This window comes from Nonomuraea sp. MTCD27, assembly GCF_041950495.1.
In the GTDB taxonomy this organism is placed as follows: domain Bacteria; phylum Actinomycetota; class Actinomycetes; order Streptosporangiales; family Streptosporangiaceae; genus Nonomuraea.
In genome coordinates, this window is record NZ_JBGNUW010000014.1 from 310,000 (window position 1) to 336,465 (window position 26,466).

Genomic DNA, 26,466 nt, shown 5'->3' on the forward strand with positions numbered 1-26,466 from the left:
GCCAGGGGACAAGGCGTTACACGAGGGTTTCGATCTCGTCAGCCCGGTGGTGGCCGACCGCCAGGGTGATCTTGCCGGTGGTCGCGGGGTCGAGCTGGGCCGCTCGGGCCTCCTCCAGGCGTTCCCAGGATCCGTGCCAGCCGACCTCTACGGACAACTCGCCGGCGGCCATCAGGCCGAGGAGGTGGGCGAGGTCGGCGGCGGGGGCGGCGACGTCGCCGAAGGAGTGCAGGGACCTCGCCGTGCCGAGCGAGAAGGTGGAGTCCGGCGGGAAGACGGCCGCCTGCCCGGCCGCCCAGCCGATGCTCTGGAGGTTGCCGCCGGGCTTCAGCAGGCCCCACGCGGCCACCAGCGTAGGGCCGCCCACGAGCTCGATGACCGCGTCCACGGGGTCGATGCCGTCGAGGCCGGTCACCGGCTCCACGAGGCCCTCCCAGGCGGGGGCCGGGCGCCGGGTGGAGGCGATGACGTACGCGCCCGCCAGGGCGGCGAGCCGTACGGCCAGCCGTCCCACCGCGCCGGACGCGCCGGTCACCAGCACGCGGGAGCCCGGACCCACGCCGGCCGCCCGCAGCGCGCGCAGGGCCGTGATGCCGGCCATCGGCAGCGCGGCGGCCGCCACCATGCTCACCCCCGCGGGTACGACGGCCAGCGAGTCCGTCCCGAACGCCGCCCGCTCCGCCCACGCCCCCGCCCCGAACGCCGCCACCCTGGCGCCCGCCCCCGGGCCCGTGCCGTCCTCGGCGGGGCGGATCACGATCCCGGCGGCGTCGTAGCCGAGCACCGTGCCGGCCGGGAACCGGTCCATGTGGCGGAGCTCGCTGTGGTTGACGGCCACGTGGCGCACCTCCACCAGGGCCTGATCGGTGCCGGGCACGGGCTCGGGAACCTCCGCCAGGCGTCCCCTGGCTCCGGGGCCGGCCACCAATGCGCGCATGTCTCACTCCACCTTCCGAGCATGCGGACTGTCGGTCCGCTTCGATGGCGGGATACTATGAGGACCGGCGGTCCGCTTGCAACCGAGGAGGGTGTGCGTGAGATCGGATGCGACCCGCAACCGGGAGGCGATCCTGCGTGCGACGGAAGAGCTGCTGGCCTCCCGGGGCGCCGAGCACATCTCGCTCGACCGGGTGGCCGCGGCGGCGGGGGTCGGCAAGGGGACGCTCTTCCGGCGCTTCGGCAGCCGGACCGGGCTGTTCCAGGAGTTGCTCGCCGAGCGGGCCTCGGCGCTGGCACAGGCCATCGAGTCGCCGGGGTCGGCGCTCGGGCCCGGCTCGCCGCCGGAGGAGCGGCTGCTCGCCTTCCTGGACGAGCTGGCCGAGCTGGCGCAGCGCAATCTGGCGCTCTTCGCGGCGCACGAGCGGGCGTGCGCCGAGGACAAGTACCGCGATCCCACCTATCTGCGGTGGCATGCGCACGTGACGGCGCTGATCGCCCAGGCCGGGCCGGGTCTGGACGCGGAGTTCGCCGCCCACGCCCTGCTCGGGTCGTTCGACGCGGACCTGGCCCGGCACGTGATGGCCGAGGGCGGGGTGGCACGGCTCAAGTCCTCGGTTCGGGGGCTGGCCCGCGCCATCCTCGCCTGAGCCCTCGTCTGGCCCTCGTCCGGGCCTTCGCCTGAGCTCTGGCCTGAGCTCCGGGCTGAGCCCTGGCCCGAGCGCTCGGGTCAGCCGCCGAAGGCGTCGGTGGCGGCCTGGCAGAAGGCCTTCAGGTCGTCCGGCTTACGGCTGGTGACCAGCATGTTCGGCCCGTCCGTGCACACCACGACCTCCTTGTCCACCCAGGTCGCCCCGGCGTTGCGCAGGTCGGTCTGGAGGCTGGGCCAGGAGGTGAGGGTACGGCCGCGGACGACGTCCGCCTCGACCAGGGTCCAGGGCGCGTGGCAGATGGCGGCCACCGGCTTGCCCGAGTCGAAGAAGGCCCGGACGAACTGGACGGCCTCCGGCACCGTCCGCAGGAAGTCCGGATTGGCGACGCCCCCGGGCAGGACGAGGCCGTCGAACGAGGCGGCCTCCGCGTTGGCCACCGTCTCGTCGACGGCGAACTTGTCGGCCTTGTCCAGGTGGTTGAACCCCTGGATCCGGCCGGAGGCGGTGGAGACGAGCTTGGGCGTGCCGCCCGCCTGCTTGACCGCCTTCCAGGGTTCCGTGAGCTCCACCTGCTCGACCCCTTCAGGGGCGACCAGGAAAGCGATGGTCTTGCCGTCCAGCATGTGTACTCCCCTTTGGGCTGCGTGTTTCCACCCCTCTTTCCGAGGGTGGCTGAAGTATGCGTATTTACCCTGGGGGGGTATATAGTGCCGTCAAGGAGCCGAGAGTGAGGAGAGATCCATGACCGTCACGACGTACCAGGTTGAGGGCATGACCTGCGGCCACTGCGTCAGCGCGGTGACCGCTGAGGTGGGCAAGGTGGCCGGGGTGAGCGGCGTCGAGGTGGATCTGGCGGCGGGGGCGGTGACCGTGACGAGCGCGGCGCCGCTCGACGTCGCGTTGATCGACGCCGCCGTGGTGGAGGCCGGTTACGAGCTGGGGGGCAAGGTCGACCTGCTCCCGCAGGCCGGCGGATCGTGCTGCGGCACGGGCGGCTGCCACTGAGGTGAGCCCCTGGCCGGCCCGGGCGCGGGCCGGCCGTGCGGGGTCACCAGGGGAGCGGGCCCTCGGCGTCGAAATAGCCGCCGGTGGGGCCGTCGGGGCCGATCAGGGCCATCCGGACGATGATCTCGGCCCCCTCCTCGACCGTCTGCGTGCCCGTGTTCCCGTTCAGGTCCGTCGCGGTGAAGCCGGGCTCGACCGCGTTGATCCGCAGCTCCGGGAACGCCTTGGCGTACTGCACGGTCAGCATGTTGACCGCGACCTTCGACGCCGGGTAGGCGACCCCCGGATACGCGTACGTCGGCGTGCCGGCGGCGGTGACCCGGGCCATCGAGCCCAGGCCGCTGCTGACGTTCACCACGACGGGCGCGGCGGAGCGCCGCAGCAGGGGCAGGAACGCGTGCGTGACGCGCACCACGCCGAAGACGTTCGTCTCGAACAGCGTCCGCATCCGGTCGGCGGTCAGCTCCGCGGCGCCGATCACGCCGCCGCTCCCCGTCCGGCCCTCGATGCCGGCGTTGTTGACCAGCACGTCGAGCCCGCCGTCCGCCTCGACGGCCTTGGCCGCGGCGGCCACGGAGGCGTCGTCGGTGACGTCGAGGAGGACCGCCCGCGCGCCCAGCCGCTCGGCGGCCAGGCGGCCGCGTCCGGCGTCCCTGCTGCCCACGTAGACGGTGTGGCCCGCGGCGATGAGCCGGCGGGCGGTCTCGAAGCCCAGTCCCTTGTTCGCACCTGTGATGAGTGTCGTCGTCATGTGCCCAGCCTCCGGCCGACCGGCCTGACCAGCCACTCGTCCGGTTTTCCTGGGACCACGGGTACCAGGACGAACGCCGGTCGACGGGGCAGACTGGTGGCATGGCGGTGCGGGAGTTCGGGCAGGCGGTGCGTCGTTGGCGCGACCGGGTCGCGCCCGAGTCGGCCGGGCTGCCGGCGGGCGGGCACCGGCGCGCGGCCGGGCTGCGCCGCGAGGAGCTGGCGCTGCTGGCCGGGATCTCCGCCGACTATGTCACCCGCCTCGAACAGGGCCGGGCGGCCAACCCGTCGCCGCAGGTCGTCGAGGCTCTGGCGCGGGCGCTGCGGCTGTCGGGGGACGAGCGCGCCTACCTGTTCCGGGTGGCCGGGCTGGTGCCGCCGGGGCCGGAGACGGTGCCCGCGTACATCACCCCGAGCGTGCAGCGGCTGCTGGACCGGCTGTCCGGCACGCCTGTCGGGGTCTACGACGCGGCCTGGACGCTGCTCCTGGCCAACCCGATGTACGCGGCGCTGATGGGCGACCCGTCCGGGTGGCGCGGCAACGAGCGCAACGGCGTGTGGCGCAACTTCGCCGGCCTGGGCAGCCGGGTCCGGCACACGCCGGAGGAACGCCGCGCGTTCGAGGCCGGGCTGGTCGCCGACCTGCGCGACACCGCCGGCCGTTACCCGGCGGACCGGCAGCTGCGCCGCATGATCGCCCGGTTGCGGGCGGACAGCGCCCGGTTCGCCGAGCTGTGGGACGCGGGGGTCGTCGGCCGGCAGCAGGCCGCGCGCAAGGTCATAGATCATCCGCAGGTGGGGGCGCTGGCGCTGGACTGCGACGTGCTGAGCGTGGCCGGCAGCGATCTGCGCATCATGGTCTACACGGCCGAGCCCGGCACGCGGGACGCCGAACGGCTCGCGCTCCTCGCCGTCCTCGGCACGCAGACGCTCGTCGGCTAGCTCCGGCGCCTGAGCCACAGCAGGTGGGCGGCGCAGGACGCGGCGGCACCCACGGCGTACCACAGCAGGTCCGGCGGGTTGAACGTGCTGCCCAGCAGCGGCCGCAGCACCTCCGGGATCTCCCCGAGCTGGGCGAACTCGATCACCCAGCTCAGCCCGGCCGACACCGCCGCGGCCACCCACGGCCGCACCCGGGGCGCGGCGAAGACCGCCACGGCGTAGATCATCGCCGTGTAGAGCGCGTCGCCCGCGTATTTGGGCACGGGGCCGTCCCACAGCGCCCGGATCCCGAGCCCGCACGCGACGATCGCGACGACGGTCAGGCCGGAGAGAGGACGGGGCACCAGGTCACAGTAGTGCCATGGGCACTGAAAATTTACACCGCTGAAGGAAACGAGAATGAAACAATTTTCCGCCACTCGTTGACACGCGGTCTCCGTATGGTGTGCCTTTCTCTACACAGGAATCCCCCGCCTGAAGGTGAGGCACTTATGAGGAAATGGTTCGCGCGCCTGGCTGTGCTGGGCGTCGCGCTATTAGTGGCCGGTCAGGGCACCACCGCGGCCCTTGCCCAGGACCCGGCGGCGGGGAAGAAGATCGTACGCGTCGGCGCGACACAGTCCATGGACTCGATGAACCCGTTCCTCGCGGTCCGGCTGGTCTCGACGTCGATCCACCGCTGGATGTACGGCTATCTCACGGTGCCCGACAGCAAGACGCTGCAGCCCAGCCCCGACCTGGCCGAGTCGTGGACCACGTCCGAGGACGGGCTCACGTGGACCTTCAAGATCCGCACGGCCAAGTGGTCCGACGGCCAGCCGGTCACGGCCGCGGACGCCGCCTGGACGTTCAACAAGATGATGACCGACGAGGCCGCCAAGACGGCGAACGGCCCGGCGGTGGAGAACTTCGAGAGCGTCACGGCCAACGGCCAGGACCTGGTCATCAAGCTCAAGGCTCCGCAGGCGTCCATGCTGGAGAACCCGGTCCCGATCATGCCCAAGCATGTCTGGGAGTCGGTCACCGACATGGCCAACTACGACGCCGAGAAGTACCCGAGCGTCAGCAGCGGGCCGTACATCGCGGTCGAGCACAAAAAGGACCAGTACGTCAAGCTGCAGGCCAACCCCAACTACTGGCGGGGCGCGCCGAAGATCAACGAGCTGCAGGTCATCTTCTACGACAACCCGCAGGCCGCGATCGCCGGGCTGAAGAACGGTGACATCGACCTGATCGGCCGGTTGAACCCGCCGGAGTTCGAGGCCATCCAGAACGACCCGAACATCGAGGCGTGGAACACCCAGGGCCGGCGCGCGGCGTACCTGCAGATCAACCACGGTGCCACCACCAGCGACGACAAGCCCCTCGGCGACGGTCACCCGGCGCTGAAGGACCCGAAGGTGCGCCAGGCGCTGCACTACGCCATCGACAAGCAGAAGCTGGTCGACGAGGTGCAGAACGGCCTGGCCAAGCCGGCCGACGGCTCGATCGTGCCGCCGATGTACAAGGACTTCTTCTGGGAGGCCACCGGCGACACCAAGGTCGCCTACGACGTCGCCAAGGCCAACCAGATCCTCGACGACGCCGGTTACAAGAAGGGCGCCGACGGCGTCCGTACGATGCCCGACGGCGACCGCAAGCTGGAGTTCCGCTTCAGCATCCACACCGACACGCCGATCGAGGACAAGCTCGCCGAATACCTGACCGGCTTCTTCAAGGAGGTCGGCGTCACGCTGACCACCAAGAAGCTCGACTCCAGCAAGTTCAGCGAGGAGACCGGCGTCACCGGCCTGTTCGACATCGCGATCAGCGGCTGGTCGGTCAACCCCGACCCCGAAGAGGTCCTGGCCACGCACCTGTGCAGCCGCCGGCCGACCGCGACGGGCGAGGGCGGCGGCACCGAGTCCTTCTACTGCGACGACAAGTTCGAGCAGCTCTACAAGGACCAGCAGAAGGAGCTCGACCGGCCCAAGCGCGCCGAGATCATCAAGCAGATGCAGGAGCGGCTCTACACCGACGCTCCCGTCATCGCGATCTACTACACCAATGACCTCGAGGGCTACCGCAAGGACCGGATCACCAGCATCACCCCGATCCCCGAGGACAAGGGCCTCCTGTACGGCGGCAGCGGCTACTGGCCGTTCTACACCGTGGACGTCAAGGCCACGGCGGCGAGCGGCAGCGCCGGCGGCGACTCCAACACCGGCCTCATCTGGGGCGGCGTCGCCGGAGCCGTGGTGGTCATCGGACTGGCGGCCTTCCTCCTGACCAGGCGGCGCAAGAGCACCGCCGACGAACGCGAATGACAACTCCGCTGGAAACAGCAGGGCCCGCCGTCCAGGCGGCGGGCCCTGGTGACGACCGCCCCACCCGCCGCGGCACGCTGCAGTACGCGCTGTCGAAGGCGGGTGGGGCGTTGTTCAGCATCGCCATGGTGATCGTCGGCACGTTCTTCGTGTTCCGGCTGCTGCCCGGCGACCCCGTGCGCAACCTGGCCCAGGGGCGCAACATGACCCCGGCCCAGCTCGACCTGGAACGGCGGCGGCTGGGCCTGGACAAGCCGCTGATCGACCAGTTCCTCGACTTCGTCGGTGACACGCTCAGGCTCGACCTGGGCACCTCCTACGAGTACAAGCGGCCGGTGCTCGACCTGATCGGCGAGCGGCTCGGGCCGACCCTGCTGCTCGCCGGCACCGGCCTGGTCATCGCGGTCAGCCTGGGCATCTGGCAGGGCACGCGGGCCGGATGGCAGCACGGCAGCCGGTTCGACCGGTTCTCCACCGGCGCGTCGCTGCTGCTGTGGTCGGTGCCGACGTTCTGGCTCGGGCTGCTGCTGATGATGGTGCTCGGCGTCGGCATCGGGCCCATCCCCGGCATCTTCCCGTTCCGGGGCATCGAGAGCGTGGACGCGCCCGACGGGTTCGCGTACGTGCTGGACGTGGCCTCCCACATGGTCCTGCCGTGCCTGACGCTGGTGGCCGTGGTCTACGCGCAGTACCTGCTGGTCATGCGCTCCTCGCTGCTGGAGGAGGTCAGCCAGGACTACGTGACCGTGGCCAGGGCGAAGGGGCTGCGCGACGACGAGGTGCGCCGCCGCCACGCGGTGCCCAACGCCCTCCTGCCGACGGTGACGCTGGTGTTCATGCGCATCGGCTTCGTGGTCGGCGGCGCGGTCACGGTGGAGACGATCTACACCTGGCCCGGCCTCGGCCAGCTGTTCTACGAGGCGGTCAGGGTGCCGGACTTCACGCTCATGCAGGGCACGTTCATGCTGATCACCGTGGCGGTGATCGTCATGAACACGCTGGCCGACGTGGTCTACCACATGCTCGACCCGAGGGTGAGGTCCGCATGACGAGTGTCGCCACGGCCCGCAAGAAGCAGGCGCTGAGCCGCTTCTGGGCCGACTTCCGCGGCCACCGGGCCGGGATCGCCGGGCTGGTGGTCCTCGTCGTCGCGGTGCTGCTCGCGCTCGTCGCGCCCCTGTTCATCGACGAGAGCGTGACCAGCGTGATCGAGGGCACCGGGGAGCGCTGGGCGGCGCCCAGCCTCGGCGAGCCGTTCGGCACCGACGAGTCCGGCCGCTCGATCCTGCTGATGGTCTGGTGGGGCTCGCGCACGTCGCTGCTCATCGGTTTCCTCGCCGCCCTGCTCAGCATCGTGATCGGCACGGTCGTCGGCATCGCCGCCGGGCACTTCCGCGGCTGGTCCGGTGGGGTGCTCATGCGGGTCACCGACTGGTTCCTGGTGCTGCCGTCGCTGGTCACGGCCCTGGTGCTGGCGGCCATCCTGGGCGGGAGCACGTTCACCATCATCGTGGCCATCGGCATCACCACCTGGCCGTCCACCGCCCGCCTGATCAGGGCCCAGACCCTGGCCGTGGAGGCCAGACCCTACATCGAGCGCTCCAAGGCCCTGGGCGCCGGGCACTGGCACATCACCACCCGGCACGTGCTGCCGAACGTGGCGCCGCTGCTGCTGGCCAGCACCACCCTCGAGGTCGCCAGCGCGATCGTCACCGAATCCACGCTGGCCTTCCTCGGGGTCAGCTCGAACAAGACCTCGTGGGGCACCATGCTGCGCGGCTCGTACGACTGGGGCGCCGCCACGCAGGGCGCCTGGTGGTACATCCTGATCCCCGGTCTGGCCATCCTCGTCGTCGTCATGGCGTTCACCCTGGTCGGCCGGGCCCTGGAGGCCGTGCTGAACCCCCGGCTCAGGAGGGGCGCATGAGCAGCTTGCTAGAGCTCGATGACGTGTCGGTGACGTACCGGATCGCCTCGGGCGAGGTGCCCGCCGTGCGCGGTGTGTCGCTGACGCTCGACTCCGGAGCGGCACTCGGAGTCGCCGGCGAGTCGGGATCCGGCAAATCGACGCTGGCCATGGCGCTCCTCCGGCTCCTGCCCAAGGACGCGCGCGTCGGCGGCCGGATCCTGCTCGACGGCGAGGACGTGCTCACCATGAACTGGGGCCGCATGCGGGCCGTACGGTGGGCCGAGGCGTCGATCGTCTTCCAGGGCGCCCAGCACGGCCTGAACCCCGTACGCAGGATCGGCGACCAGATCGCCGAGCCGCTGCTGGTGCACAACCTGGCCAGGCCCGACGCCGCCCGGAAGCGGGTGGCCGAGCTGCTCGACCAGGTCGGCCTGCCCGCGTGGCGGGCGCGCAGCTACCCGCACGAGCTGTCCGGCGGGCAGCGGCAGCGCGTGATGATCGCGATGGCGCTGGCCTGCTCGCCCCGGCTGATCATCGCCGACGAGCCGACCACCGCGCTCGACGTGATGGTGCAGGCGCAGGTCCTGACCCTGATCAAGGAGCTGGTGGCCGAGCACGGCATCTCGCTGATCATGATCTCGCACGACCTGTCGGTGCTGGCCGACGTGTGCGACCAGCTCGCCGTCATGTACGCCGGCCGCGTCGTCGAGCACGGCCCGTCCGGCGAGGTGTTCCACGACGCCCGCCACCCCTACAGCCGGGCCCTGGCGGCGGCGTTCCCGACGGTGGGCGACCCGGCCTCGCGGATGGCCCCCAAGGGCCTGGGCGGCGACCCGCCGGACCCGATGCAACTGCCCGGCGGCTGCGCGTTCCACCCGCGCTGCCCGGTCGCGCTGGACGAATGCGCGAGCCTGGACGTGGACCTGTGGCCCGCGGGAGCCGGACGTACGGCGGCCTGTGTGCACGTCAGGGCGAAGGAGGAGGCCTCATGACCGAGACGCGGACCACCGCCGAGGCGGTCGGGACGACCCGGGCGACCCTGCTGGAGGCCCGAGACCTGCACGTCGAGTTCTCCTCGCGGGGCCGCCGCGCCCGCGCCGTGGACGGCGTGAACCTGGCCATCGGCGAGGGCGAGATCGTGGCCCTGGTCGGCGAGTCGGGCTGCGGCAAGACCACGCTCGCCCGCACGCTGCTCGGCCTCGAACGCCCGACCTCCGGTGAGGTGCGTTACGGCGGCGCCGCGCTGAGCTACGGCTCCAAGGCGCTCAAGGCGTACCGGAGGCAGGTGCAGCTCGTCCTTCAGGACCCGACCGGCTCGCTCAACCCCCGGCACACGGTGTACGAGGCCGTCGCCGAGGGGCCGCGCATCCACGGCCTCCCGGACGAGCGGGACGTCGTGGCCACGGCCCTGTCCAGGGCGGGGCTGCGGCCGCCGGACCGGTTCTTCCTGCGTTACCCGCACGAGCTGTCGGGCGGCCAGCGGCAGCGCGTGGTGATCGCGGGCGCGCTGGCGCTGAACCCGAAGGTGCTGGTCGCCGACGAGCCGGTGGCCTCGCTGGACGCCTCCGTACGCGGCGAGATCCTGGCCCTGCTGCTCAAGCTGCGCGACGAGCTGGGCCTGTCGGCGCTGGTCGTCACGCACGACCTGGGCCTGGCCTGGAACATCGCCGACCGGGTGGCCGTGATGTACCTGGGCAGGATCGTCGAGTCGGGGCCGGTGGAGCAGGTGCTGACCGCGCCGCGGCACCCGTACACGCAGGCGCTGATGTCGGTGCTGCCCGAGTCGCCCGAGCGGGTGGTGCTGACCGGCGAGCCGCCGGACCCGACCAGGATCCCCGGCGGCTGCCGCTTCCACGCCCGCTGCCAGGTGCTGGCCTCCGGGAAGGCGGCCGAGGCCGGGGTGGACGGCCGGTGCCGCTCGGAGCCGCTGGACATCCTGCCCGCGGTGCCCGGGGCGCAGACCGCCTGCCACTACGCCGAGGTGACCTCCTAGCCGAGGTCGGCGTCGTGGACCAGGATGGCGGCCTGGACCCGGTTGGCCAGGCCGAGCTTGGCCAGGACCCGGCTGACGTGCGCCTTCACCGTGGCCTCCGTCAGGCGCAGCTCGCGGCCGATCTCGGCGTTGGACAGGCCGCGGGCCAGCGCCCTGATGACGTCCTCCTCCCTGCCGGTGAGCCCGGCGAGCTGCCGGCGGGCGGCCTCCGCGCGGGAGGGGGCGCGGTCGGCGTACGAGGCGATCAGGCGCTTGGTGACCGACGGGGAGAGCATGGCCTGGCCGGTGGCGACCGTGCGGACGGCGGCGGCCAGCTCTCTCGGCGGGGTGTCCTTGAGCAGGAAGCCGACCGCGCCCAGGCGCAGGGCCTCGTGCACGTACTCGTCGAGGTCGAACGTGGTCAGCATGATCAGCTTGGCCGGGTCGGGCTCGGCGAGCAGGCGGGCGGCGGCGATCAGGCCGTCCGTGCCCGGCATGCGTACGTCCATCAGCACCACCTCGGGCCGCAGCCGCCGCACGGCCGAGACGGCCTCGTCGCCGTCGCGGGCCTCCCCGGCGATCGCGATGTCGCCCGCGGCCTCCAGGATCAGCCGCAGCCCCGACCGGACGAGCTCCTCGTCGTCCACGAGCAGCACCCTGATCACGCCGGGATCCTGGCGCTGACGAGGAAGCCGCCGCCGTCCTCGGCGCTGGTCCGCAGCGTGCCGCCGAGCAGCTCGACCCGCTCCCGCAGCCCCACCAGCCCCCAGCCCGCGCCGGGCAGCTCCTCGCGCGGCGCTCCGGGCGCCTGGTTGCGCACCTCCACCTCCAGCTCCCCGCTCCCGTAGCGGATGCGCACGTCCGTGCCGGCGTCCCCGGCGTGCTTGTGCACGTTGGTGAGCGCCTCCTGCACCACTCTGTACGCGGTCCGCTCCACGGTCGCCTCCACCGGCCGCGGATCGCCCTCGTCGTGCCTGGTCACCGCGATGCCCAGGGCACGGGACTGGTCGAGCAGCCGGTCGAGGTCACCGAGCGTGGGCGGCGGCCGGTAGCCGGCGTCGAGCGTCCCGTGCGGGGGAGAGCGCAGCACGCCGAGCACGTCGCGCAGGTTGGCCAGCGCCTCCCGGCCGATCCCGCCGATCAGCGCGGCGGCCCGCGCGGCCTCCTCGTCGCCCGTGCGCACCTCCAGGGCCCCGGCATGCAGCACGATCAGCGAGACCCGGTGCGCCACGACGTCGTGCATCTCCCTGGCGATCCTGGCCCGCTCCTGCGCCCTGGCCTGCTCGGCCCGCATGACCTGCTCGCGTTCGAGGCGTTCGGCGCGCTCCTTGGCCGCCTCCAGCACCTCGCCCCTGGCCCGCGTCCACAGCCCCACCGCCAGCGGCAGCCCGATCATGCCCAGCGCCATGAACAGCGCGTTGCCCAGGCTCGCGGTCAGCAGTTCGTGCAGGCCGTTCTGCCACTCCCCGACCAGCGCGGAGATCCCGCACGCCACCAGGCAGCCGGCGATGTAGCCGACCAGGCCGCGGCGGCTGAGCGTGCGGCCCGCGTAGAAGGAGGCGACCAGCAGCGGCGCCCACATCACGAGCCAGGCGTACGTGATCGCGCCCACGACGGCCAGCGGCCACCAGGACCGCCGCACGTGCCAGGCGGCTACGCCCGCGACGGCGGCGATCGCGACCAGCACCGGGGCCGGCAGGCTCGACGGGACCCCGGCCTGCCCGTGCAGATTGAGCAGCGAGAGCGCGCACACGCCGGCGCCGAGCAGAACGAACCGCATGGTCACAGCGTATGGGGCGGGCCGGAAGGGGCTTTACGACGAAAGTAGTAGGAGCCCATCGACGATCGGGGCGGGCGCCCGGAGGGGTTGTGCCGCCAGCGTGGTCCCCATGCGTAGAACCGCGGCCGTCACGGCCATGTCGTTGATCATCGTGGGCACCGCCGCCACCCAGGCGCAGGCGGCGGAGCTCGCCCTGCCCGAGCCGACCGGGTCCGAGCCCGTGGGCATGACCAGCCTGCACCTGGTCGACAGGAGCCGCCCCGACCCGTGGAACCCCGAGGCGGACGAGCGCGAGCTCATGGTCACGCTCTGGTACCCGGCCAGGAAGGCCACCGGCGAGCCGGCGCCGTACGTGACCCCGCAGGAGTCGGAGGCGGTGCTCAAGGACCTCCCCGTCCCGAAGGACGCGCTCACCGAGGTCAGGACGCACGCCCGCCGGAACGCCCCGGCCGCCGGAGGCAGGAGGCCGCTGGTCGTCATGTCGCCCGGGTTCAGCTTCCCGCGCGCCACCCTGACCTCGCTGGCCGAGGACTTCGCCAGCCGGGGATACCTGGTGGCGGCCGTGGAGCACACGTACGAGTCGGTGGGCACCACGTTCCCCGACGGCCGCACCACCTCCTGCCTGGCCTGCGTGGCGGGCCAGGACAGCGCCAAGGTGGCCGCGAACCGGGTGAAGGACGTCCGGTTCGTCCTGGACGAGCTGACCAGGGGCCGGTGGGGCCGGATGGTCGACCGGTCGCGGATCGCCATGGTGGGCCACTCGATCGGCGGGTACGCCGCCGCCCGGACCATGCTCGCCGACCCCCGGATCAAGGCCGGGGTCAACCTGGACGGCACCTTCGAGGTCGGCAGGCCGCTCAAGCGGCCGTTCATGCTGATCGGCACGGCCGCGTCGCACACGCCGGAGGGCAAGGACACCTCGTGGCGGGCGGCCTGGGCCGACCTGACCGGCTGGAAGCGCTGGATCACGGTGAAGGGGACCGACCACTCGGCCTTCGTCGACCACGCCGTGCTGCGCGAGCAGCTCGGCCTGCCCGCCCAGGAGCTCGGCGGCGCGCGGGCGCTGGAGATCACCCGCGCTCACCTGGCGAGCTTCCTCGACCTGCACCTGCGGGGCATACGGACCCCGGTCGAGAGCTACCCGAAGGTCACCGATCATTCGCGGAAGGCGTCGGCGTTCTCCGAGGCCCACTGAGCGAAGCCGCGCGCGTCCCGGCCGGTCACCTCGCGCACGGTCGGGACGACGGTGTAGCCCACCTCCGGCGTGTTGCCGAGCGCGTTGACGAGGAACTCGATGGTCTGCTCGCCCATGCCGTCGGCGGCCCACTTGGCCCGCGCCTCGTCCACGGTCAGCTCCACGAACGCCACGTCCCTGCCGATCGAGGCACCCAGGATGGCCACCTTCTCCCTGAGCGTGATCGCCTCGGGGCCCGTCAGCGTGTACGTCCTGCCGCCGTGTCCGCCCTCGACCAGCACGGTCGCGGCCACGGCGGCGATGTCGCGCTCGTGCACCAGAGCGCTCAGCCGGTCGGCGTACGGCTCCTTGATGACGCCCTCGGTCCTGACCGTGCGGGCCCACCAGCGCAGCGTGTTGGACATGAACTCGACCGGGTGCAGCAGCGTCCACTCCAGGTCGGTCGCGGCCAGCGCCTGCTCCAGCGCGCCGTCCTCGCGCCCGCCGAGCACCGTGGCCCGCCGCACGCCCGCCTTGACGGCCAGCTCCACGAGCCGGGCGCCGTCCGGCAGGGGCGCGTAGTCGTCGCCCGCGAAGTTGATGAAGTGCACCCCGGTGACGCCCTCGAAGGCGGCGGCCACGGAGTCGGGCTCGGCGAGGTCTCCGGCGACGACCTCGACGCCTTCGGGCAGGCCGGCCTTGGCGGGGTTCCTGGTCAGGGCCCGCACCTGCTGCCCGGCCTGGAGCAGCTCCTCGACGACGAGGCGGCCGACGGTCCCGGTGGCACCGGTGACGAGGAAGATCATGACAAACCTCTGATTCTCTCGGAACGGAACGTTCTGCTCTCAGAGTATCAGAACGGAACGCTTTATTCCATGTAGTTCTTCAACGAGATGGCGTCGGCCGCGCGGGCGATGGGGCCGGTGATCCGCTCGACCATCCGGTCGCGGCCCGGCAGGTGCGGGAGCAGCCGCATCATCCTGAGCTGGAACCAGAGCGCCGCCCGCGACCCCATGACCATGCCCTTCACGTTGGCCGGGCCGAGCGCCTGGTTGGCCGCCACGAACGGCCGCAGCTCCCGCTCGTACCCGTCCGTCCCGCCGCCGGTGGCCAGCTCGCCCGCCAGCACGTACGCCCCCACGAGCGCGAGGCTCGTGCCCTGCCCCGAGGCCGGCGAGGCGCAGTAGCCGGCGTCGCCCACGAGCGCGACGCGCCCCGTCGACCACCGGTCCATGTGGATCTGGGAGACCGAGTCGAAGTAGAAGTCCTTGGCGTCGCGCACGCCCTCCAGCAGCGCGGGCACCTGCCAGCCGACCCCGTCCATGGCCCGCGCCAGCAGCTCCTTCTGCCCGGCCACGTCGCGGTGGTCGTAGGCGAGCGGCGCCGACGACCACATGAACAGGGCCTTCGCGCCGGTGTCCTGCCGGGTGCTGTAGACGTTCGCGGTCCTGCCGACGGCCGCGTGCACGGCCTCCTCTCGGTCCAGGCCCAGCGTGTTGGGGACGGTGCAGATCGAAATGTAGTAGCCCAGGTCGCGGGCGAACCGGGACTCCTCGCCGAAGGCGATCCGCCTGGTGTTGGAGTGGGCGCCGTCGGCCCCGACGACCAGGTCGAACGTGCGGGGCGCCGCGCGCTCGAACGTCACCGTGCCGTCCTCGGCGATGCCGGTGACCGAGTCGTCGAAGACGTATTCGACGTCGTCGCGGGTCAGGTCGTACAGCAGCTCGTTGAGGTCGCCGCGCATGATCTCGACGTCGTCGCCGAGGCGCCCGCCGAACAGGTCGGCGTCCAGGGTCGCCACGGGGCGGCCCTTGGCGTCGTAGTGGGTGGCGACGCGCATGTCCGTGCTCCTGGCGCGGATCGCGTCCAGCAGGCCCATGCGCTCGACGACCTCCAGCGCCGCGCCGCGGATGTCCACCTTGTAGCCGCCCTCGCGGATCGAGGGGGCCCGCTCGACCACGGTCACGGTGTGGCCGTGCCGCCGCAGCCAGTACGCCGTCGCGGTGCCGGCGATGCTCGCGCCGGAGATGAGGATGTTCGTCATGCCGATGACAGTACATACGTCTCAGACGCTTGTCTAGGACGGATGTGTTAGCCTCTGGGCATGGGAAACAGGGAAGATCTGCTGGCGGGGGCGAAGCGGTGCCTGATCGAGAAGGGCTACTCGCGCACGACCGCGCGTGACATAGCCAACGCGTCCGGCGTGAGCCTGGCGGGCATCGGCTACCACTTCAGGTCGAAGGAAGCGCTGATGAACGAGGCGCTGTTCGAGGCGATGCGGGAGTGGGGAGACGAGCTGGGGGCGACCCTGTCGGCCGACGTCAAGCCGGAGGCCACGCCGCTGGAGCGGTTCGAGGCGGCGTGGGACCGGGTGGTGGAGTCGTTCGAGCGGCTGCGGCCGCTGTGGGTGACGCAGTTCGAGCTGCTCGGGCAGATCGACCACGTGCCCGAGGTGCGCGAGCAGCTCACCAACGCCATCAAGGAGGCGCGGGTGGGGCTCGCGGAGCTGTTCGAGGGGATCGCGCCGGGCATCGATCCCGAGCGCGAGCGCCTCACCGGAACGGTCTACCAGGCCATGCTGACGGGATTCCTGTCACAGTGGCTGCTCGACCCGGACAGCGCGCTGTCGGGCCGTGAAGTGGTCACGGCCCTGCGCATGATCACTTCCTAGAAGGCGCTGATGGTGGCCGGCGCCCGCTCGGCCCGGCTCAGCGTGCGGATGACCGCCGTGGGCCCGTGGCGGTGCACGGCCAGCCGGGCCAGCAGCTCGACCACCGGGTCGATCACCGACGTGGGCAGCTCGGGGGTCTCCACCCCCACGCTGGCCGCCAGGTCGTCGGCGTGCACGACCAGCTCCACCAGCCGGGTGAGCAGGAAGTCGTCCAGCCGCAGCGACCAGCCCGACCACGGCAGGTGCACGACCCGGTCGGCGGGTTCGGCGGTCAGCGCCGCGCTCTGCAGCTCCAGCAGTGCCTGGGCCCGCTCGACCAGCACCGAGGGGCCCGCCGCCGCTGCCGCCTCACCGCCGCGCCGCACGCTCAGGTTGCTCTCGTGGTCGAGCCCGGCCTGCACCCATGGCGAGCGCGAATAGTGATCGAGGAGCGTGATCGGCTCCTGGGCGTCGCCGTTCGGCACGAGCACGTCGCCGACCCTGACGAGCTGGTGCGCCAGGTGTCCGGCCAGCCCCGCGACGCTGAACTCCATGAGCGCGCTCGGCTTGTCCCATGACGCCGCCACGGCCGGATCGCGCAGGAGCGACACCGCCGACGCCGCGGCCAACAGATAGGACTGCCTGCTCTCCCCCATTTGCCGCCCTTTCCCAGGTTCAGGTGGTGATTCGCGCTAAACACTATGTGCATCAACAACCGGGACGCGCATTGCCATCCTGTCTGGTGAGACCGTTCGTCTCAGGCCAGGGCCCGCCTGATCGCCGACCTGACGAACGCCCGTGCCAGCCGCCCCCTCCTGAACCGGCTCAGCACCGGGGCCGGCGTGCCGTACCGGCGGGCGCGGATGTCGGCCACGACCTGCTCGGGCGCGCCCAGGTCGGCCAGCACGTCGAGCGCCTCCCGCTTGTTGATCAGCCGGCCCTCCCGCAGCGTGACCGTGGCCCTGGCGACCGTCACCATGCCCAGGTCGACCCAGATGTCCTTCAGCCAGCGCCGCCGCTCCTGGGCCTTGACCAGCCAGTAGTCACGTAAATCCGCGCGGACGAACCGGGCCAGCTCCTCGTCCGACACCGGCGGCAGCAGCTCGGCCGGCGGCGGGCCGTACAGCACCCTGGCCCCCTCGTGCAGCTCGCGCCGGGTGACCGCCGTGACGGGCCGGCGGAAGATCTGCCCGAACGCCCACGTGATGTGCTCGGCCGAGAGATCCTCCAGCTCCTGCCTGGCCAGGTAGGAGCAGTGCAGCCGATCCGCCAGCGGCAGGCGGATCCGGCGGTGCACCGCCTTGATCCGCCGCCAGTGGTCCATCGTCGCGGGGGTGTCGAGCACCGCGACCAGGTCGAGATCGCTGCGTTCCTCCTGGTAGTCGCCGGCTGCCAGGGAGCCGTGCGCCCAGAGCGCCACCAGGGGAACGGCCGGTTGGACACCCTCCAGAAAATGCCTTAGCAGGCGTTCCGTCGCTGCGTGCATGATGGCAACTATGATCGATTCACGGCTGACAGGAAAGGTCGCGCTGATCACAGGCGCCAATCACGGCATCGGCGCCGCCGCCGCGACCGCGCTGGCCGCCGAGGGAGCCGCGGTCTTCCTGACCTACAAGCGGCTCGCGCCCCTGAACGAACCGGCCTATCCGGAGACCTACGACCGGGTGCGGGCGGGCAGCGCGGACGACGTGGTGCGGCGCATCCGGGAGGCGGGCGGCACCGCGCAGGCGGCCGAGGCCGACCTGGCCGACCCCGAGACCCCGAAGGCGCTGTTCGACCAGGCCGAGAAGGCGTTCGGCCCGGTGGAGATCCTGGTCAACAACGCCAGCGGCTGGCTCAGCGACACCTTCACGCCCAGCGAGCGAGACGGCTTCGGCCGCCCCCTGCGCATGGTGGACGCCGAGACGTACGACCGGCAGTTCGCGGTGGACGTGCGCGCGCCGGCGCTGCTGATCGCCGAGTTCGCCCGCCGGCACCTGGCCCGCGGCGCGAGCTGGGGCCGCATCATCGGGCTGACCTCCGGCGGCCCCGACGGCTTCCCGACCGAGGTCAGCTACGGCGCGGCGAAGGCGGCCCAGGAGAACTACACCATGTCGGCCGCGCACGAGCTCGGCCGCTACGGCATCACGGCCAACATGGTCTACCCGCCCGTCACCGACACCGGCTGGATCAACGAGGAGGTGGAGAAGGCGGTCGCCGGCAGCGGGGTGCTGCGGGAGATCGCCCAGCCCGAGGACGTGGCCGAGGTGATCACGTTCCTGGCCTCCCACCAGGGGCGCCGGGTGACGGGGCAGCTCCTCAGGATGTACTGAACAGGGCGCTCACCGACTCGCCGTCATGGATCCGGCGCATGGCCTCGGCCAGGGCGGGCGCGATCGACAGCACGGTGAGCTTGTCGCAGGGCTTGGGCGGCGGCACGGTGTTGGTGCAGACGATCTCCTCGACCTCCGGCAGCGCGCTCAGCCGCTCGAGCGCCCCACTGGCGAACAGGCCGTGCGTGCACGCTATGCGTACGGACCGGACCCCCTGCTCGCGCAGCCGGTCGAGCAGCTCGATCACCGTGCTGCCCTTGGCGATCTCGTCGTCCAGGATGATCACGTCCTTGCCCGCCACCTCGCCGATCACCGAGCTGATCACGACGCGGTCGTCGCTGAACCGCTGCTTGGCGCCCATCGCGACCCCGGTGCCGAGCAGGCGGGCGAAGTGCGCGGCCTCCTTGGCGTTGCCGAGATCGGGGGAGACGACGACCGTGTTCGACAGGTCGTAGCCGCGGAAGTGCTCCGCCAGCTCGCGCAGCGCGTGCAGGTGGTCCACGGGCACGCTGAAGAAGCCGTGCACCTGCGGCGAGTGCAGCGTCATCGCCAGCACCCGGTTGGCGCCCGCGGTGACCATCAGGTCGGCCACCAGCCGCGCGCCGATCGAGATGCGCGGGGCGTCCTTCTTGTCGGAGCGCGCGAAGGCGTAGTGCGGCATCACGACCGTCGTCCTGGCCGCCGAGGCGCCGCGGGCGGCGTCGAGCATGAGCAGCAGCTCGACCAGGTGCTCCTGCACCGGCGGCACGAGCGGCTGGATGAGGAACACGTCGCGCTCGCGGCAGTTGGCCTGGAGCTGGACTTCGAGCACGTCGTTGGCGAAGCGGTTGATCTGGACGGGATGCAGGGGGGTGCCCAGGTGGGCACAGATCTCCTCGGCCAGCTCGGGATGGGCACTGCCGCTGAAAACCGTGATGTCTCGCACGATTCCGTAATCGTAGCCACCGGGGGTGACTCTTTACGAGAGCGACCCCGTGGTGAGCGCGTCGAGGTCCGGCAGCACCCGCCAGGCCAGGGCCAGCGCGTCGGGCGCGGGCGGGTAGCGGGGGTGCGGCACGGCGATCACGCGCATGCCGGCCGCGTACGCCGAGCGCAGCCCGTTGCTGGAGTCCTCGACCGCCACGCAGCCGCGCGGGTCGACCTCCATCCGCCGGGCCGCCTCCAGGTAGCCGTCGGGCGCCGGCTTGCCGCGCGGCACCTCCTCGGTGGAGACGGTCGCCGCGAAGCACTCCTCCAGCTCGGCCGCGTCCAGCACCACGTCGATCAGCCGGCGCGGGGAGGAGCTGGCCAGCCCCAGCGTGACCTCCGCCGACAGCCGCCGCACCGCCTCCACGGCCCCGGGCATCAGCGGCACCCCGTCGCGGTAACGCTCGGCCATCTGCTCCACGACCCCACGGGCGATCTGGTCGGGTGCCATCGCCACGCCGAGCTCGTGCAGGTATGAGGCCCACTCCCCGGTGCTCATGCCCATGAGCCTGGACTGGGTGTCGGGTTGCCAGGTGCCGCCATGGTCGGCGACGAACGCCCGGCGCACCTCCTCCCACACCGGCTCGGAGTCCACCAGCACACCGTCGAGGTCGAACACACAGGCTTCCATCCGGCAAGCCAATCACATCCTCTTGCCGGAGATTCATCCTATTAAGGAGCTCTATTGAGCTATTTGTCCGGTATGCGGGGCATGCGGCTAGGCATGGCAGACCTTCCATTTCACGACAGGGGCGACTTCGAGGACGCGGACCGCGGGTTCATCGCGAAGCTCAGCCCGGCAGTGATCAGAACGGCCGACGGCCAGGTCGTGTGGGACAACGACTCCTACGACTTCCTCCAGGGAGACTGCCCGCGGACGGCCCATCCGAGCCTCTGGCGGCAGAGCCAGCTCTGCACCCGGCAGGGCCTGTACGAGGTCACGGACGGCATCTACCAGGTGCGCGGGCTGGACCTGTCGAACATGACGCTGGCCGAGGGCGAGCGCGGCGTCGTGGTCATCGACCCGCTGATCTCCACCGAGTGCGCCGCCGCCGCGCTGAAGCTGTACCGGGCCCACCGCGGCGACCGCCCCGTCACCGGCGTCGTCTACACCCACGCGCACGCCGACCACTTCGGCGGCGTACGCGGGGTGACCGGCGGCGACGTGCCCATCCTGGCGCCCGCCGGGTTCATGGAGCACGCGGTGACCGAGAACGTCTTCGCCGGCCCGGCCATGATCCGCCGGGCCGTCTACATGTACGGCCCCGCCCTGCCCCGCTCCCCGGAGGGCCAGATCGGCGCCGGCCTGGGCATGACCGCCTCGACCGGCACCATGTCGCTCATCCCGCCCACGGTCGAGATCACGCGTACCGGTCAGGAGGAGACGGTCGACGGGGTGCGGATGATCTTCCAGCTCACGCCGGGCACCGAGGCCCCCGTGGAGATGAACTTCCTCTTCCCCGACCGCCGCGCCCTGTGCCTGGCCGAGAACGCCACCCACAACCTGCACAACGTCCTGCCCCTGCGCGGCGCCGCCGTCCGCGACGCCCGCGCCTGGGCGCGGTATCTGACCGAGGCCATCGCCCTGTTCGCCGACCGGGCCGAGGTGGCCTTCGCCTCGCACCACTGGCCCACCTGGGGCCGCGAGCGCATCGAGCGCTTCCTCTCCCAGCAGCGGGACATGTACACCTACCTGCACGACCAGACCCTGCGCCTGCTCAACAAGGGCCTGACCGGGACCGAGATCGCCGAGGCCGTGCACATGCCGCCCGAGCTGGAGCAGGCGTGGCACACGCACGGCTACTACGGCTCGGTCAGCCACAACGTCAAGGCCATCTACCAGCGCTACCTGGGCTGGTTCGACGGCAACCCGGCGAACCTGTGGCCGCACCCGCCGAGGGAGAGCGCGACCAGGTACGTCGAGTGCCTGGGCGGCGGCGCGGCCGTGGTGGCGTTCGCCAGGCGCTACATCGACGAGAACGACCTGCGCTTCGCCGTCCAGCTGCTCAACCACGCCGTCTTCGCCGACGAGGGCAACAAGGAGGCCCGCGACCTGCTGGCCGAGGTCTACACCAGGCTCGGCCACGGCGCCGAGAACGCCACCTGGCGCAACTTCTACCTCATGGGCGCCCACGAGCTGGCCGACGGCATCGTGTCCACCACCGTCGAGACGCCCTCCTCTGACTTCTTCGCCGCCCTGACCGTGGAGCAGATCTTCGACTCGATCGCCATCCGCGTGGACGGGCCGCGGGCCTGGCACGAGCGCCTGTCCATCGACTGGCACCTGACCGACCTGGGGGAGCGCTACCGTACGACGCTGTCCAACGGCGCGTTCGTCCAGCAGGCGGAGCCGCGCGACGACAGCGCCGACCTGACGCTCCGGCTGACCAAGGCCCAGCTCGTCGGCCTGCTGTCGGGCAAGGGCGTGGAGGGGGTCGAGCGCGAGGGGGACACGACGGTGCTGCAGCGGCTGGTGGCCGTGCTGGACCGGCCGGTGCCGGACTTCGCCATCGTGACGGCCTGACCGGCACCGGCCGAGCTCACTCGTGGTGACGCTGCTCCATCTCGGCGCGCAGCGCCCTGCAGGCGAACGCGAGCAGCGTCACCACGGCCGCCGCGACGCCCGGCCCGACCAGCAGCGGCACGGTCAGCCCGCCCGCGTGCCAGGCCGCCGCCAGGATCGCCGCCGACGTCAGCACCGTCACGCCGAACATCGCGCCCCACAGCGGCAGCAGCTGCAGGTACGCGAACAGCAGCGGGAACGCCAGCCACACGAACGGCGGCGCCGCCACGGCCAGCATCGCCCACCCGGCGCTCACCAGCCCCAGCCACACGCGCCCGGGGACGGGCCGGCCCTCGATCGCCGGGCTCGCGGCGTACAGGAGGGCGAGCAGCGTGCCGCCCACGGCCACGGCCATGCGGTTCTCGCGCACCGCGGTGACCACGGCGATCGCCAGCAGCCCGCAGGCGGTGACGTCCACCGTCCAGCGCAGCAGGCGCAACGGAAAGTCCATCATCAATCACCAAGAGTAGCCGCAGCTCTCAGGCGCGCGTCGCGGCCCGGGGTCGCGTGACGGCGGTGAGCACGAGGTACAGGACCCCGGCCAGCACGAGCGCGATGACCACGCCGATGTTCGCCGTCCCGAACGTGCCGCTCTTCAGCTCGTCGCTCATCAGGAAGCCGACGACCCTGGCGATGTTCTCGTCCAGCGAGGTGATGAGCCCGAGCCCGACGACCGACGCCACGACCAGCGACACCAGGCCGGCCCAGCTGAGCGCGGGCGCGCCGGGGCGCAGCAGCCGCTCGTCGTAGGCCCGGCCGCCCGCCCGCAGCCCCCACATGTCCACCAGGAAGATCGCGGCCCAGGCCGCCATCACCACGCCGATGATCGCCAGGAACGCCTGGAACGTGGCCAGGAAGCTGGTGGAGACGAACAGCAGGTAGTAGCCGCCGAGCACCATGAGCAGGCCGTCGATCAGCACCGCGTAGTGCCGCCTGATGGGCACGCCCAGCGCCAGCATGGACAGCCCGGAGGAGTAGATGTCCATGATGGCCCCGGCCAGGAAACCGCCGATGGCGGTCAGCAGGTAGGGCAGCAGGAACCACGTCGGCAGTGCCTCGGCGAGCGCGGCCACCGGGTTGGCGCCCGCCGCCTCGGCCAGCTTCGGGTCACCGCCGGCCAGCAGCACGCCGAACACGAGCAGCACCATCGGCGGCAGCGCGCCCCCGAGCGTCGTCCACAGGGCCACGGAGCGCGGGGGCGAGCTCGCGGGCAGGTAGCGGGAGTAGTCGGCGCCGCAGTTGACCCAGCCCAGGCCCAGCAGGGTCATGGCGAAGACGACCCCGCCCACCCAGTCTCCGGGGCCGGCCGTGGTCTGCAGCGCGCCGCCGAGCCTCGGGGCCATGAGGACCATGTAGACGACGGTCAGCACGACGAACGCGTACGTCAGGTAGCGCTGGACCGCCATGATCATCGCGTGGCCGTACACGCCGACCGCGATCACCACCAGCGCGGCCACGACGAAGCACACGGCGGTGGCCGTGGTGGCGGGCAGGCCGGGCGCGAGCCGCTTGAGGATCTCCGCGCCGCCCTGCGCGGCGAGCGTGACGAGGACGATCTCCCAGCCGACGTTGGAGATGTAGGAGAAGGCGGCGGGCAGCTTGTTGCCCTGATAGCCGAACGGCGCCCGCCCCAGCGTCATCGTCGGCACGCCCGACCGGGCGCCGCCGATCGCCACCAGGCCCACGAGCAGGAACGACAGCGCGTAGCCCAGGGCGCCGGCGATGATCGCGGGCACCACGCCGAGCTTGAACCCGACGATGTAGACGCCGAAGGCCACGCCGAACAGCGACAGGTTGGAGCCGGCCCAGGGCCAGAACAGATCTCGCGGCCGGCCGCGCCGCTCGCCTTCCGGGACCGCGTTGATGCCGTTCTGCTCGACCGCCATCGTGCCCATGATCGGACGTTACCCGCCCGCGCGCCGTCCCGGCAAAGAAATCCTGGGTGGGCGATATTTCGCGATCTGTAGGGAATCAAGAGCGCAAATGATGGGGGCGTCCAAGTTCGACACGCGAAAGCGGGCGCTGGGTGTGTGCCTGGTGGCCGCGTTCATGACGGGGCTCGACGTGAGCATCGTCAACGTCGCGCTGCCGTCGATCCGCGAGGGGCTGCGCGCCACGGAGGACGGCCTGCAGTGGACGCTGTCCGGGTACGCGCTCACGTTCGGCCTCCTGCTGGTCCCGGCCGGGCGGCTGGGCGACGCCAGGAGCCGCCGCACGCTCTTCATGTGGGGCGTGGTGCTCTTCACCGTCTCCAGCGCCGCGTGCGGCCTGGCCTGGAACATGCAGGTGCTGATCATGTCCCGGCTGATCCAGGGCATGGCGGCCGGCATGCTGAACCCGCAGGTCTCCGGGCTGATCCAGCAGATGTTCCAGGGGTACGAGCGCGGCCGGGCCTTCGGCGCGCTCGGCGCCACCATCGGCGTCTCCACCGCCGCGGGGCCGCTGATCGGCGGCACGCTGGTGACCGCGTTCGGGGCCGACCACGGCTGGCGGTGGGTGTTCCTGGTGAACGTGCCCATCGGGATGGTGCTGCTGCCGCTGGCCTGGCGGGTGCTGCCCCGGCCGCAGCTCGTGCACCGGCGGCACCAGAGCATGGACCCGGTGGGCGTGCTGCTGCTCGGGGTCGGCGTGGCGGCGCTGCTGCTGCCGTTCATCCAGCGGCACCAGTGGGAGGGGGCGGCCAAGTGGCTGCTCATCCCCGCCGCACTGGTGGTGCTGGGCGGGTTCGTGACGTGGGAGCGGCTCTACCGGCGCGAGCCGCTGGTGGACCTGAGCCTCTTCCGCAAGCGGTCGTACGCCATGGGCTCGGCCATCGCGCTGTTCTACTTCTCCGGCTTCACCGGCATCTTCTTCATCTTCACGCTGTTCCTGCAGAGCGGCCACGGCTACACCCCCCTGCAGGCGGGGCTGTCGATCACCCCGTTCGCGCTCGGCTCGGCCTCGGCCGCCATGCTCGGGGGCCACCTGGTGTCGCGGATGGGGCGGCGGCTGGTCGCCATCGGGTTGTCGATGGTGATCGCCGGGCTGCTCGCCACGATGGGCGCCACCGCGCTGGTGCCCGGGCAGGGGGTGGGGCTGGCGACCGCGCTGCCGCTGCTGCTCGCGGGCATGGGCAGCGGCCTGGTCATCTCGCCCAACCAGGCCATCACCCTGTCGGAGGTGCCGCCGGCCGGCGGTGGGAGCGCGGCCGGGGTGCTGCAGACGGGGCAGCGGCTGGGCTCGGCCGTCGGCATCGCGGCGGCGGGCTCGACGTTCTTCGGGGCGCTGGGGGACGGCTGGACGACGGCGTTCCGGCACGGGCTGGTCGTGGTGGTGCTGTCGGTCTCCGTCGCCCTGGTGGCGGCCCTCTACGACCTCGTACGCAGCCGCCGCACGTCACTCCGGCCCGGGCTCACCCCGCCAGGAGCTTCGCCTCCAGGGCCGGATCCAGGCCCTTGAGCGGCCGGTCCGGCCGCATGGGTGCCTTCCCGCCGATGCTCCGCAGCCAGGCCCATGTGTCGGCCACCGTCTCCGTCACCGGGCGCACCCGCAGTCCCGCCGCCACCGCCCTGGCCACGTCACCGCCGTGCATGAAGTCGTAGTCGTCGCCCACCAGCCAGATCGGCAGCCCGGTCCACGGCTGCACCCCGGCCGCCAGCAGCCGCTCCGCCTCGATCCAGCGCAGCTCGGCACCGGACCCGGTCACCGTCACGCAGGCTTCGAGCAACTCCCGCATCGTGGTGAACCCCGGCGGGCTCACCACGTTGAACGCCCCGCCGGTGCCCCGCGCGGCCGCCTCCAGGCACCACACGGCCAGGTCGCGGGCGTCGATGAGCTGCAGCCCGAGATCGCCGGGAGCGGGGGCGAGCACCGGCCCGCCGCGTGCGATCCGGCTCAGCCACCAGGGCAGCCGCCCGACGTTCTCATAGGGCCCGAGGATCAGCCCCGCCCGGGCCAGCAGCGCCCGGTCCCCGAACGCGGCCACCGCCCCCAGCTCGGCCCCCGCCTTGTTCCTGGCGTAGTCGCCGTCCCCGTCGTCGGCCGAGGCCGACACCACGGGCGCGCTCTCGTCGGCCCCGAACGGCACCGGATCGGCGTAGACCGACCGGCTCGACACGTAGACGTAGTGGCCCGCCCGGCCGGCCAGCAGCGCGGCCGTGTCCCTGACCGCCGAGGGCGCCCACGACCAGGTGTCCACCACGACGTCCCACTCGCCGCGCGCCAGCGCCGCCAGCCCGCCGGGCGCCGACCGGTCGCCGCGCAACGCGGTCACCCCCGGGACCGGCTCGTGGGTGCCCCGGTTGAACGTCGTCACCTCCCACCCCAGCGCCAGCGCCTCCTCGACGAACGCCCGACCCACGAACTCCGTGCCGCCCAACACCAGAACCCTCATGGCACCCCACCCTGGCCGCCGGATCCCCCGCGCGGAAGGCGTGCACGCCCTCAGCGGAATCGCCTTCAGCGAAAGCTGCCCCTCAGCGAAAGATGCCCCTCAGCGAAAGATGCACGGAGAGTATCCGGAGACTGATCACTGAAGCCAAAAAGCCATGTTGCGAGCGTCGGCTGCGG

28 protein-coding genes are annotated in these 26,466 nt (G+C 71.9%); 13 read left to right on the top strand and 15 right to left on the bottom strand.

All coding sequences use genetic code 11. The annotated features are described in order from the left end of the window. Positions 1–16: 16 nt before the first annotated feature. Positions 17–937 (bottom strand): zinc-binding dehydrogenase, encoded by a 921-nt coding sequence (locus ACBJ59_RS36940; protein WP_375114822.1) that lies wholly within the window; start codon positions 935–937, stop codon positions 17–19. A 97-nt stretch (positions 938–1,034) separates the two neighbouring features. Between ACBJ59_RS36940 and ACBJ59_RS36945 the strand changes: the two genes are divergently transcribed. Beyond that, on the top strand, positions 1,035–1,586 hold the full coding sequence (locus tag ACBJ59_RS36945; RefSeq protein WP_375114823.1) for a TetR/AcrR family transcriptional regulator: 552 nt from the start codon (positions 1,035–1,037) through the stop codon (positions 1,584–1,586). An 80-nt stretch (positions 1,587–1,666) separates the two neighbouring features. Here ACBJ59_RS36945 and ACBJ59_RS36950 read toward each other — a convergent pair whose 3' ends face one another. Then, on the bottom strand, positions 1,667–2,212 hold the full coding sequence (locus ACBJ59_RS36950) for a type 1 glutamine amidotransferase domain-containing protein (protein WP_375114824.1): 546 nt from the start codon (positions 2,210–2,212) through the stop codon (positions 1,667–1,669). 118 nt (positions 2,213–2,330) lie between these two features. Here ACBJ59_RS36950 and ACBJ59_RS36955 point away from each other — a divergent pair, with 118 nt between their 5' ends. Then, entirely contained in the window at positions 2,331–2,594 is a 264-nt protein-coding gene (locus tag ACBJ59_RS36955) for a heavy-metal-associated domain-containing protein (protein ID WP_375114825.1), read from the top strand. A gap of 43 nt (positions 2,595–2,637) precedes the next feature. Here the strand turns inward: ACBJ59_RS36955 and ACBJ59_RS36960 are convergent, their stop codons facing one another. Further along, positions 2,638–3,345: an SDR family NAD(P)-dependent oxidoreductase gene (locus tag ACBJ59_RS36960; RefSeq protein WP_375114826.1), complete on the bottom strand. Its 708-nt coding sequence runs from the start codon at positions 3,343–3,345 to the stop codon at positions 2,638–2,640. A 101-nt stretch (positions 3,346–3,446) separates the two neighbouring features. Here ACBJ59_RS36960 and ACBJ59_RS36965 point away from each other — a divergent pair, with 101 nt between their 5' ends. Continuing rightward, on the top strand, positions 3,447–4,286 hold the full coding sequence (locus ACBJ59_RS36965) for a helix-turn-helix transcriptional regulator (protein WP_375114827.1): 840 nt from the start codon (positions 3,447–3,449) through the stop codon (positions 4,284–4,286). Here the strand turns inward: ACBJ59_RS36965 and ACBJ59_RS36970 are convergent. Beyond that, positions 4,283–4,630: a DUF2809 domain-containing protein gene (locus ACBJ59_RS36970; protein ID WP_375114828.1), complete on the bottom strand. Its 348-nt coding sequence runs from the start codon at positions 4,628–4,630 to the stop codon at positions 4,283–4,285. The two genes, ACBJ59_RS36965 and ACBJ59_RS36970, sit on opposite strands and share 4 nt — an antisense overlap. Before the next feature lie 147 nt (positions 4,631–4,777). Between ACBJ59_RS36970 and ACBJ59_RS36975 the strand changes: the two genes are divergently transcribed. The 5 genes from ACBJ59_RS36975 to ACBJ59_RS36995 are packed head-to-tail and all read left to right on the top strand — an operon-like array spanning position 4,778 to position 10,494. Continuing rightward, a complete protein-coding gene (locus tag ACBJ59_RS36975) occupies positions 4,778–6,592 on the top strand; it encodes an ABC transporter substrate-binding protein (protein WP_375114829.1) in 1,815 nt (604 codons plus the stop codon). Then, a complete protein-coding gene (locus ACBJ59_RS36980) occupies positions 6,589–7,641 on the top strand; it encodes an ABC transporter permease (protein WP_375114830.1) in 1,053 nt (350 codons plus the stop codon). Before ACBJ59_RS36975 ends, ACBJ59_RS36980 begins: the two co-directional genes overlap by 4 nt. Further along, the gene (locus ACBJ59_RS36985; protein WP_375114831.1) at positions 7,638–8,519 is read left to right on the top strand and encodes an ABC transporter permease; all 882 of its coding nucleotides are present in this window, start codon (positions 7,638–7,640) and stop codon (positions 8,517–8,519) included. Before ACBJ59_RS36980 ends, ACBJ59_RS36985 begins: the two co-directional genes overlap by 4 nt. Then, positions 8,516–9,493 carry an ABC transporter ATP-binding protein gene (locus tag ACBJ59_RS36990; RefSeq protein ID WP_375114832.1) on the top strand — a complete coding sequence of 326 codons (978 nt, stop codon included), beginning with the start codon at positions 8,516–8,518 and terminating at the stop codon, positions 9,491–9,493. Before ACBJ59_RS36985 ends, ACBJ59_RS36990 begins: the two co-directional genes overlap by 4 nt. Next, positions 9,490–10,494 carry an ABC transporter ATP-binding protein gene (locus tag ACBJ59_RS36995; RefSeq protein WP_375114833.1) on the top strand — a complete coding sequence of 335 codons (1,005 nt, stop codon included), beginning with the start codon at positions 9,490–9,492 and terminating at the stop codon, positions 10,492–10,494. Before ACBJ59_RS36990 ends, ACBJ59_RS36995 begins: the two co-directional genes overlap by 4 nt. Here the strand turns inward: ACBJ59_RS36995 and ACBJ59_RS37000 are convergent. Both ACBJ59_RS37000 and ACBJ59_RS37005 read right to left on the bottom strand, forming a co-directional pair. Beyond that, complete coding sequence (locus ACBJ59_RS37000; protein WP_375114834.1) at positions 10,491–11,138, bottom strand: response regulator; 648 nt, start codon at positions 11,136–11,138, stop codon at positions 10,491–10,493. The genes ACBJ59_RS36995 and ACBJ59_RS37000 overlap by 4 nt on opposite strands. Then, positions 11,135–12,253 (bottom strand): sensor histidine kinase, encoded by a 1,119-nt coding sequence (locus tag ACBJ59_RS37005; protein ID WP_375114835.1) that lies wholly within the window; start codon positions 12,251–12,253, stop codon positions 11,135–11,137. Before ACBJ59_RS37005 ends, ACBJ59_RS37000 begins: the two co-directional genes overlap by 4 nt. Positions 12,254–12,362: 109 nt before the next feature. On the opposite strand from ACBJ59_RS37005, the gene ACBJ59_RS37010 reads away from it, so the two are divergent. Continuing rightward, entirely contained in the window at positions 12,363–13,448 is a 1,086-nt protein-coding gene (locus ACBJ59_RS37010) for an alpha/beta hydrolase family protein (protein WP_375114836.1), read from the top strand. Here ACBJ59_RS37010 and ACBJ59_RS37015 read toward each other — a convergent pair. Both ACBJ59_RS37015 and ACBJ59_RS37020 read right to left on the bottom strand, forming a co-directional pair. After that, positions 13,409–14,233 carry an NAD(P)H-binding protein gene (locus tag ACBJ59_RS37015; RefSeq protein WP_375114837.1) on the bottom strand — a complete coding sequence of 275 codons (825 nt, stop codon included), beginning with the start codon at positions 14,231–14,233 and terminating at the stop codon, positions 13,409–13,411. The genes ACBJ59_RS37010 and ACBJ59_RS37015 overlap by 40 nt on opposite strands. Positions 14,234–14,295: 62 nt before the next feature. Continuing rightward, positions 14,296–15,471: an FAD-dependent monooxygenase gene (locus ACBJ59_RS37020; RefSeq protein ID WP_375114838.1), complete on the bottom strand. Its 1,176-nt coding sequence runs from the start codon at positions 15,469–15,471 to the stop codon at positions 14,296–14,298. A 60-nt stretch (positions 15,472–15,531) separates the two neighbouring features. Here ACBJ59_RS37020 and ACBJ59_RS37025 point away from each other — a divergent pair, with 60 nt between their 5' ends. Further along, positions 15,532–16,098, top strand: coding sequence for a TetR/AcrR family transcriptional regulator (locus ACBJ59_RS37025; protein ID WP_375114839.1), 567 nt, complete (start codon positions 15,532–15,534; stop codon positions 16,096–16,098). Here ACBJ59_RS37025 and ACBJ59_RS37030 read toward each other — a convergent pair. After that, positions 16,095–16,733 carry a maleylpyruvate isomerase N-terminal domain-containing protein gene (locus ACBJ59_RS37030; protein WP_375114840.1) on the bottom strand — a complete coding sequence of 213 codons (639 nt, stop codon included), beginning with the start codon at positions 16,731–16,733 and terminating at the stop codon, positions 16,095–16,097. The genes ACBJ59_RS37025 and ACBJ59_RS37030 overlap by 4 nt on opposite strands. 101 nt (positions 16,734–16,834) lie before the next feature. Next, positions 16,835–17,563, bottom strand: coding sequence for a nucleotidyltransferase domain-containing protein (locus ACBJ59_RS37035; protein WP_375114841.1), 729 nt, complete (start codon positions 17,561–17,563; stop codon positions 16,835–16,837). Positions 17,564–17,573: 10 nt separating this feature from the next. Here ACBJ59_RS37035 and ACBJ59_RS37040 point away from each other — a divergent pair, with 10 nt between their 5' ends. After that, positions 17,574–18,389, top strand: a complete 816-nt coding sequence (locus tag ACBJ59_RS37040) for an SDR family NAD(P)-dependent oxidoreductase (RefSeq protein ID WP_375114842.1) — start codon at positions 17,574–17,576, stop codon at positions 18,387–18,389. Here the strand turns inward: ACBJ59_RS37040 and ACBJ59_RS37045 are convergent. Beyond that, the gene (locus tag ACBJ59_RS37045) at positions 18,376–19,314 is read right to left on the bottom strand and encodes a ribose-phosphate diphosphokinase (protein ID WP_375114843.1); all 939 of its coding nucleotides are present in this window, start codon (positions 19,312–19,314) and stop codon (positions 18,376–18,378) included. The two genes, ACBJ59_RS37040 and ACBJ59_RS37045, sit on opposite strands and share 14 nt — an antisense overlap. 33 nt (positions 19,315–19,347) lie before the next feature. Continuing rightward, positions 19,348–19,986, bottom strand: coding sequence for an HAD family hydrolase (locus ACBJ59_RS37050; protein ID WP_375114844.1), 639 nt, complete (start codon positions 19,984–19,986; stop codon positions 19,348–19,350). Positions 19,987–20,079: 93 nt separating this feature from the next. On the opposite strand from ACBJ59_RS37050, the gene ACBJ59_RS37055 reads away from it, so the two are divergent. Next, complete coding sequence (locus ACBJ59_RS37055) at positions 20,080–21,879, top strand: alkyl/aryl-sulfatase (protein ID WP_375114845.1); 1,800 nt, start codon at positions 20,080–20,082, stop codon at positions 21,877–21,879. 16 nt (positions 21,880–21,895) lie between these two features. Here ACBJ59_RS37055 and ACBJ59_RS37060 read toward each other — a convergent pair whose 3' ends face one another. After that, positions 21,896–22,372 carry a hypothetical protein gene (locus ACBJ59_RS37060; RefSeq protein ID WP_375114846.1) on the bottom strand — a complete coding sequence of 159 codons (477 nt, stop codon included), beginning with the start codon at positions 22,370–22,372 and terminating at the stop codon, positions 21,896–21,898. A gap of 25 nt (positions 22,373–22,397) precedes the next feature. Next, a complete protein-coding gene (locus ACBJ59_RS37065) occupies positions 22,398–23,813 on the bottom strand; it encodes a purine-cytosine permease family protein (protein ID WP_375114847.1) in 1,416 nt (471 codons plus the stop codon). 88 nt (positions 23,814–23,901) lie between these two features. Here ACBJ59_RS37065 and ACBJ59_RS37070 point away from each other — a divergent pair, with 88 nt between their 5' ends. After that, a complete protein-coding gene (locus tag ACBJ59_RS37070) occupies positions 23,902–25,356 on the top strand; it encodes an MFS transporter (RefSeq protein ID WP_375114848.1) in 1,455 nt (484 codons plus the stop codon). Here the strand turns inward: ACBJ59_RS37070 and ACBJ59_RS37075 are convergent. After that, positions 25,310–26,290: an NAD-dependent epimerase/dehydratase family protein gene (locus ACBJ59_RS37075; RefSeq protein ID WP_375114849.1), complete on the bottom strand. Its 981-nt coding sequence runs from the start codon at positions 26,288–26,290 to the stop codon at positions 25,310–25,312. The genes ACBJ59_RS37070 and ACBJ59_RS37075 overlap by 47 nt on opposite strands. Between the last annotated feature and the right edge of the window lie 176 nt (positions 26,291–26,466).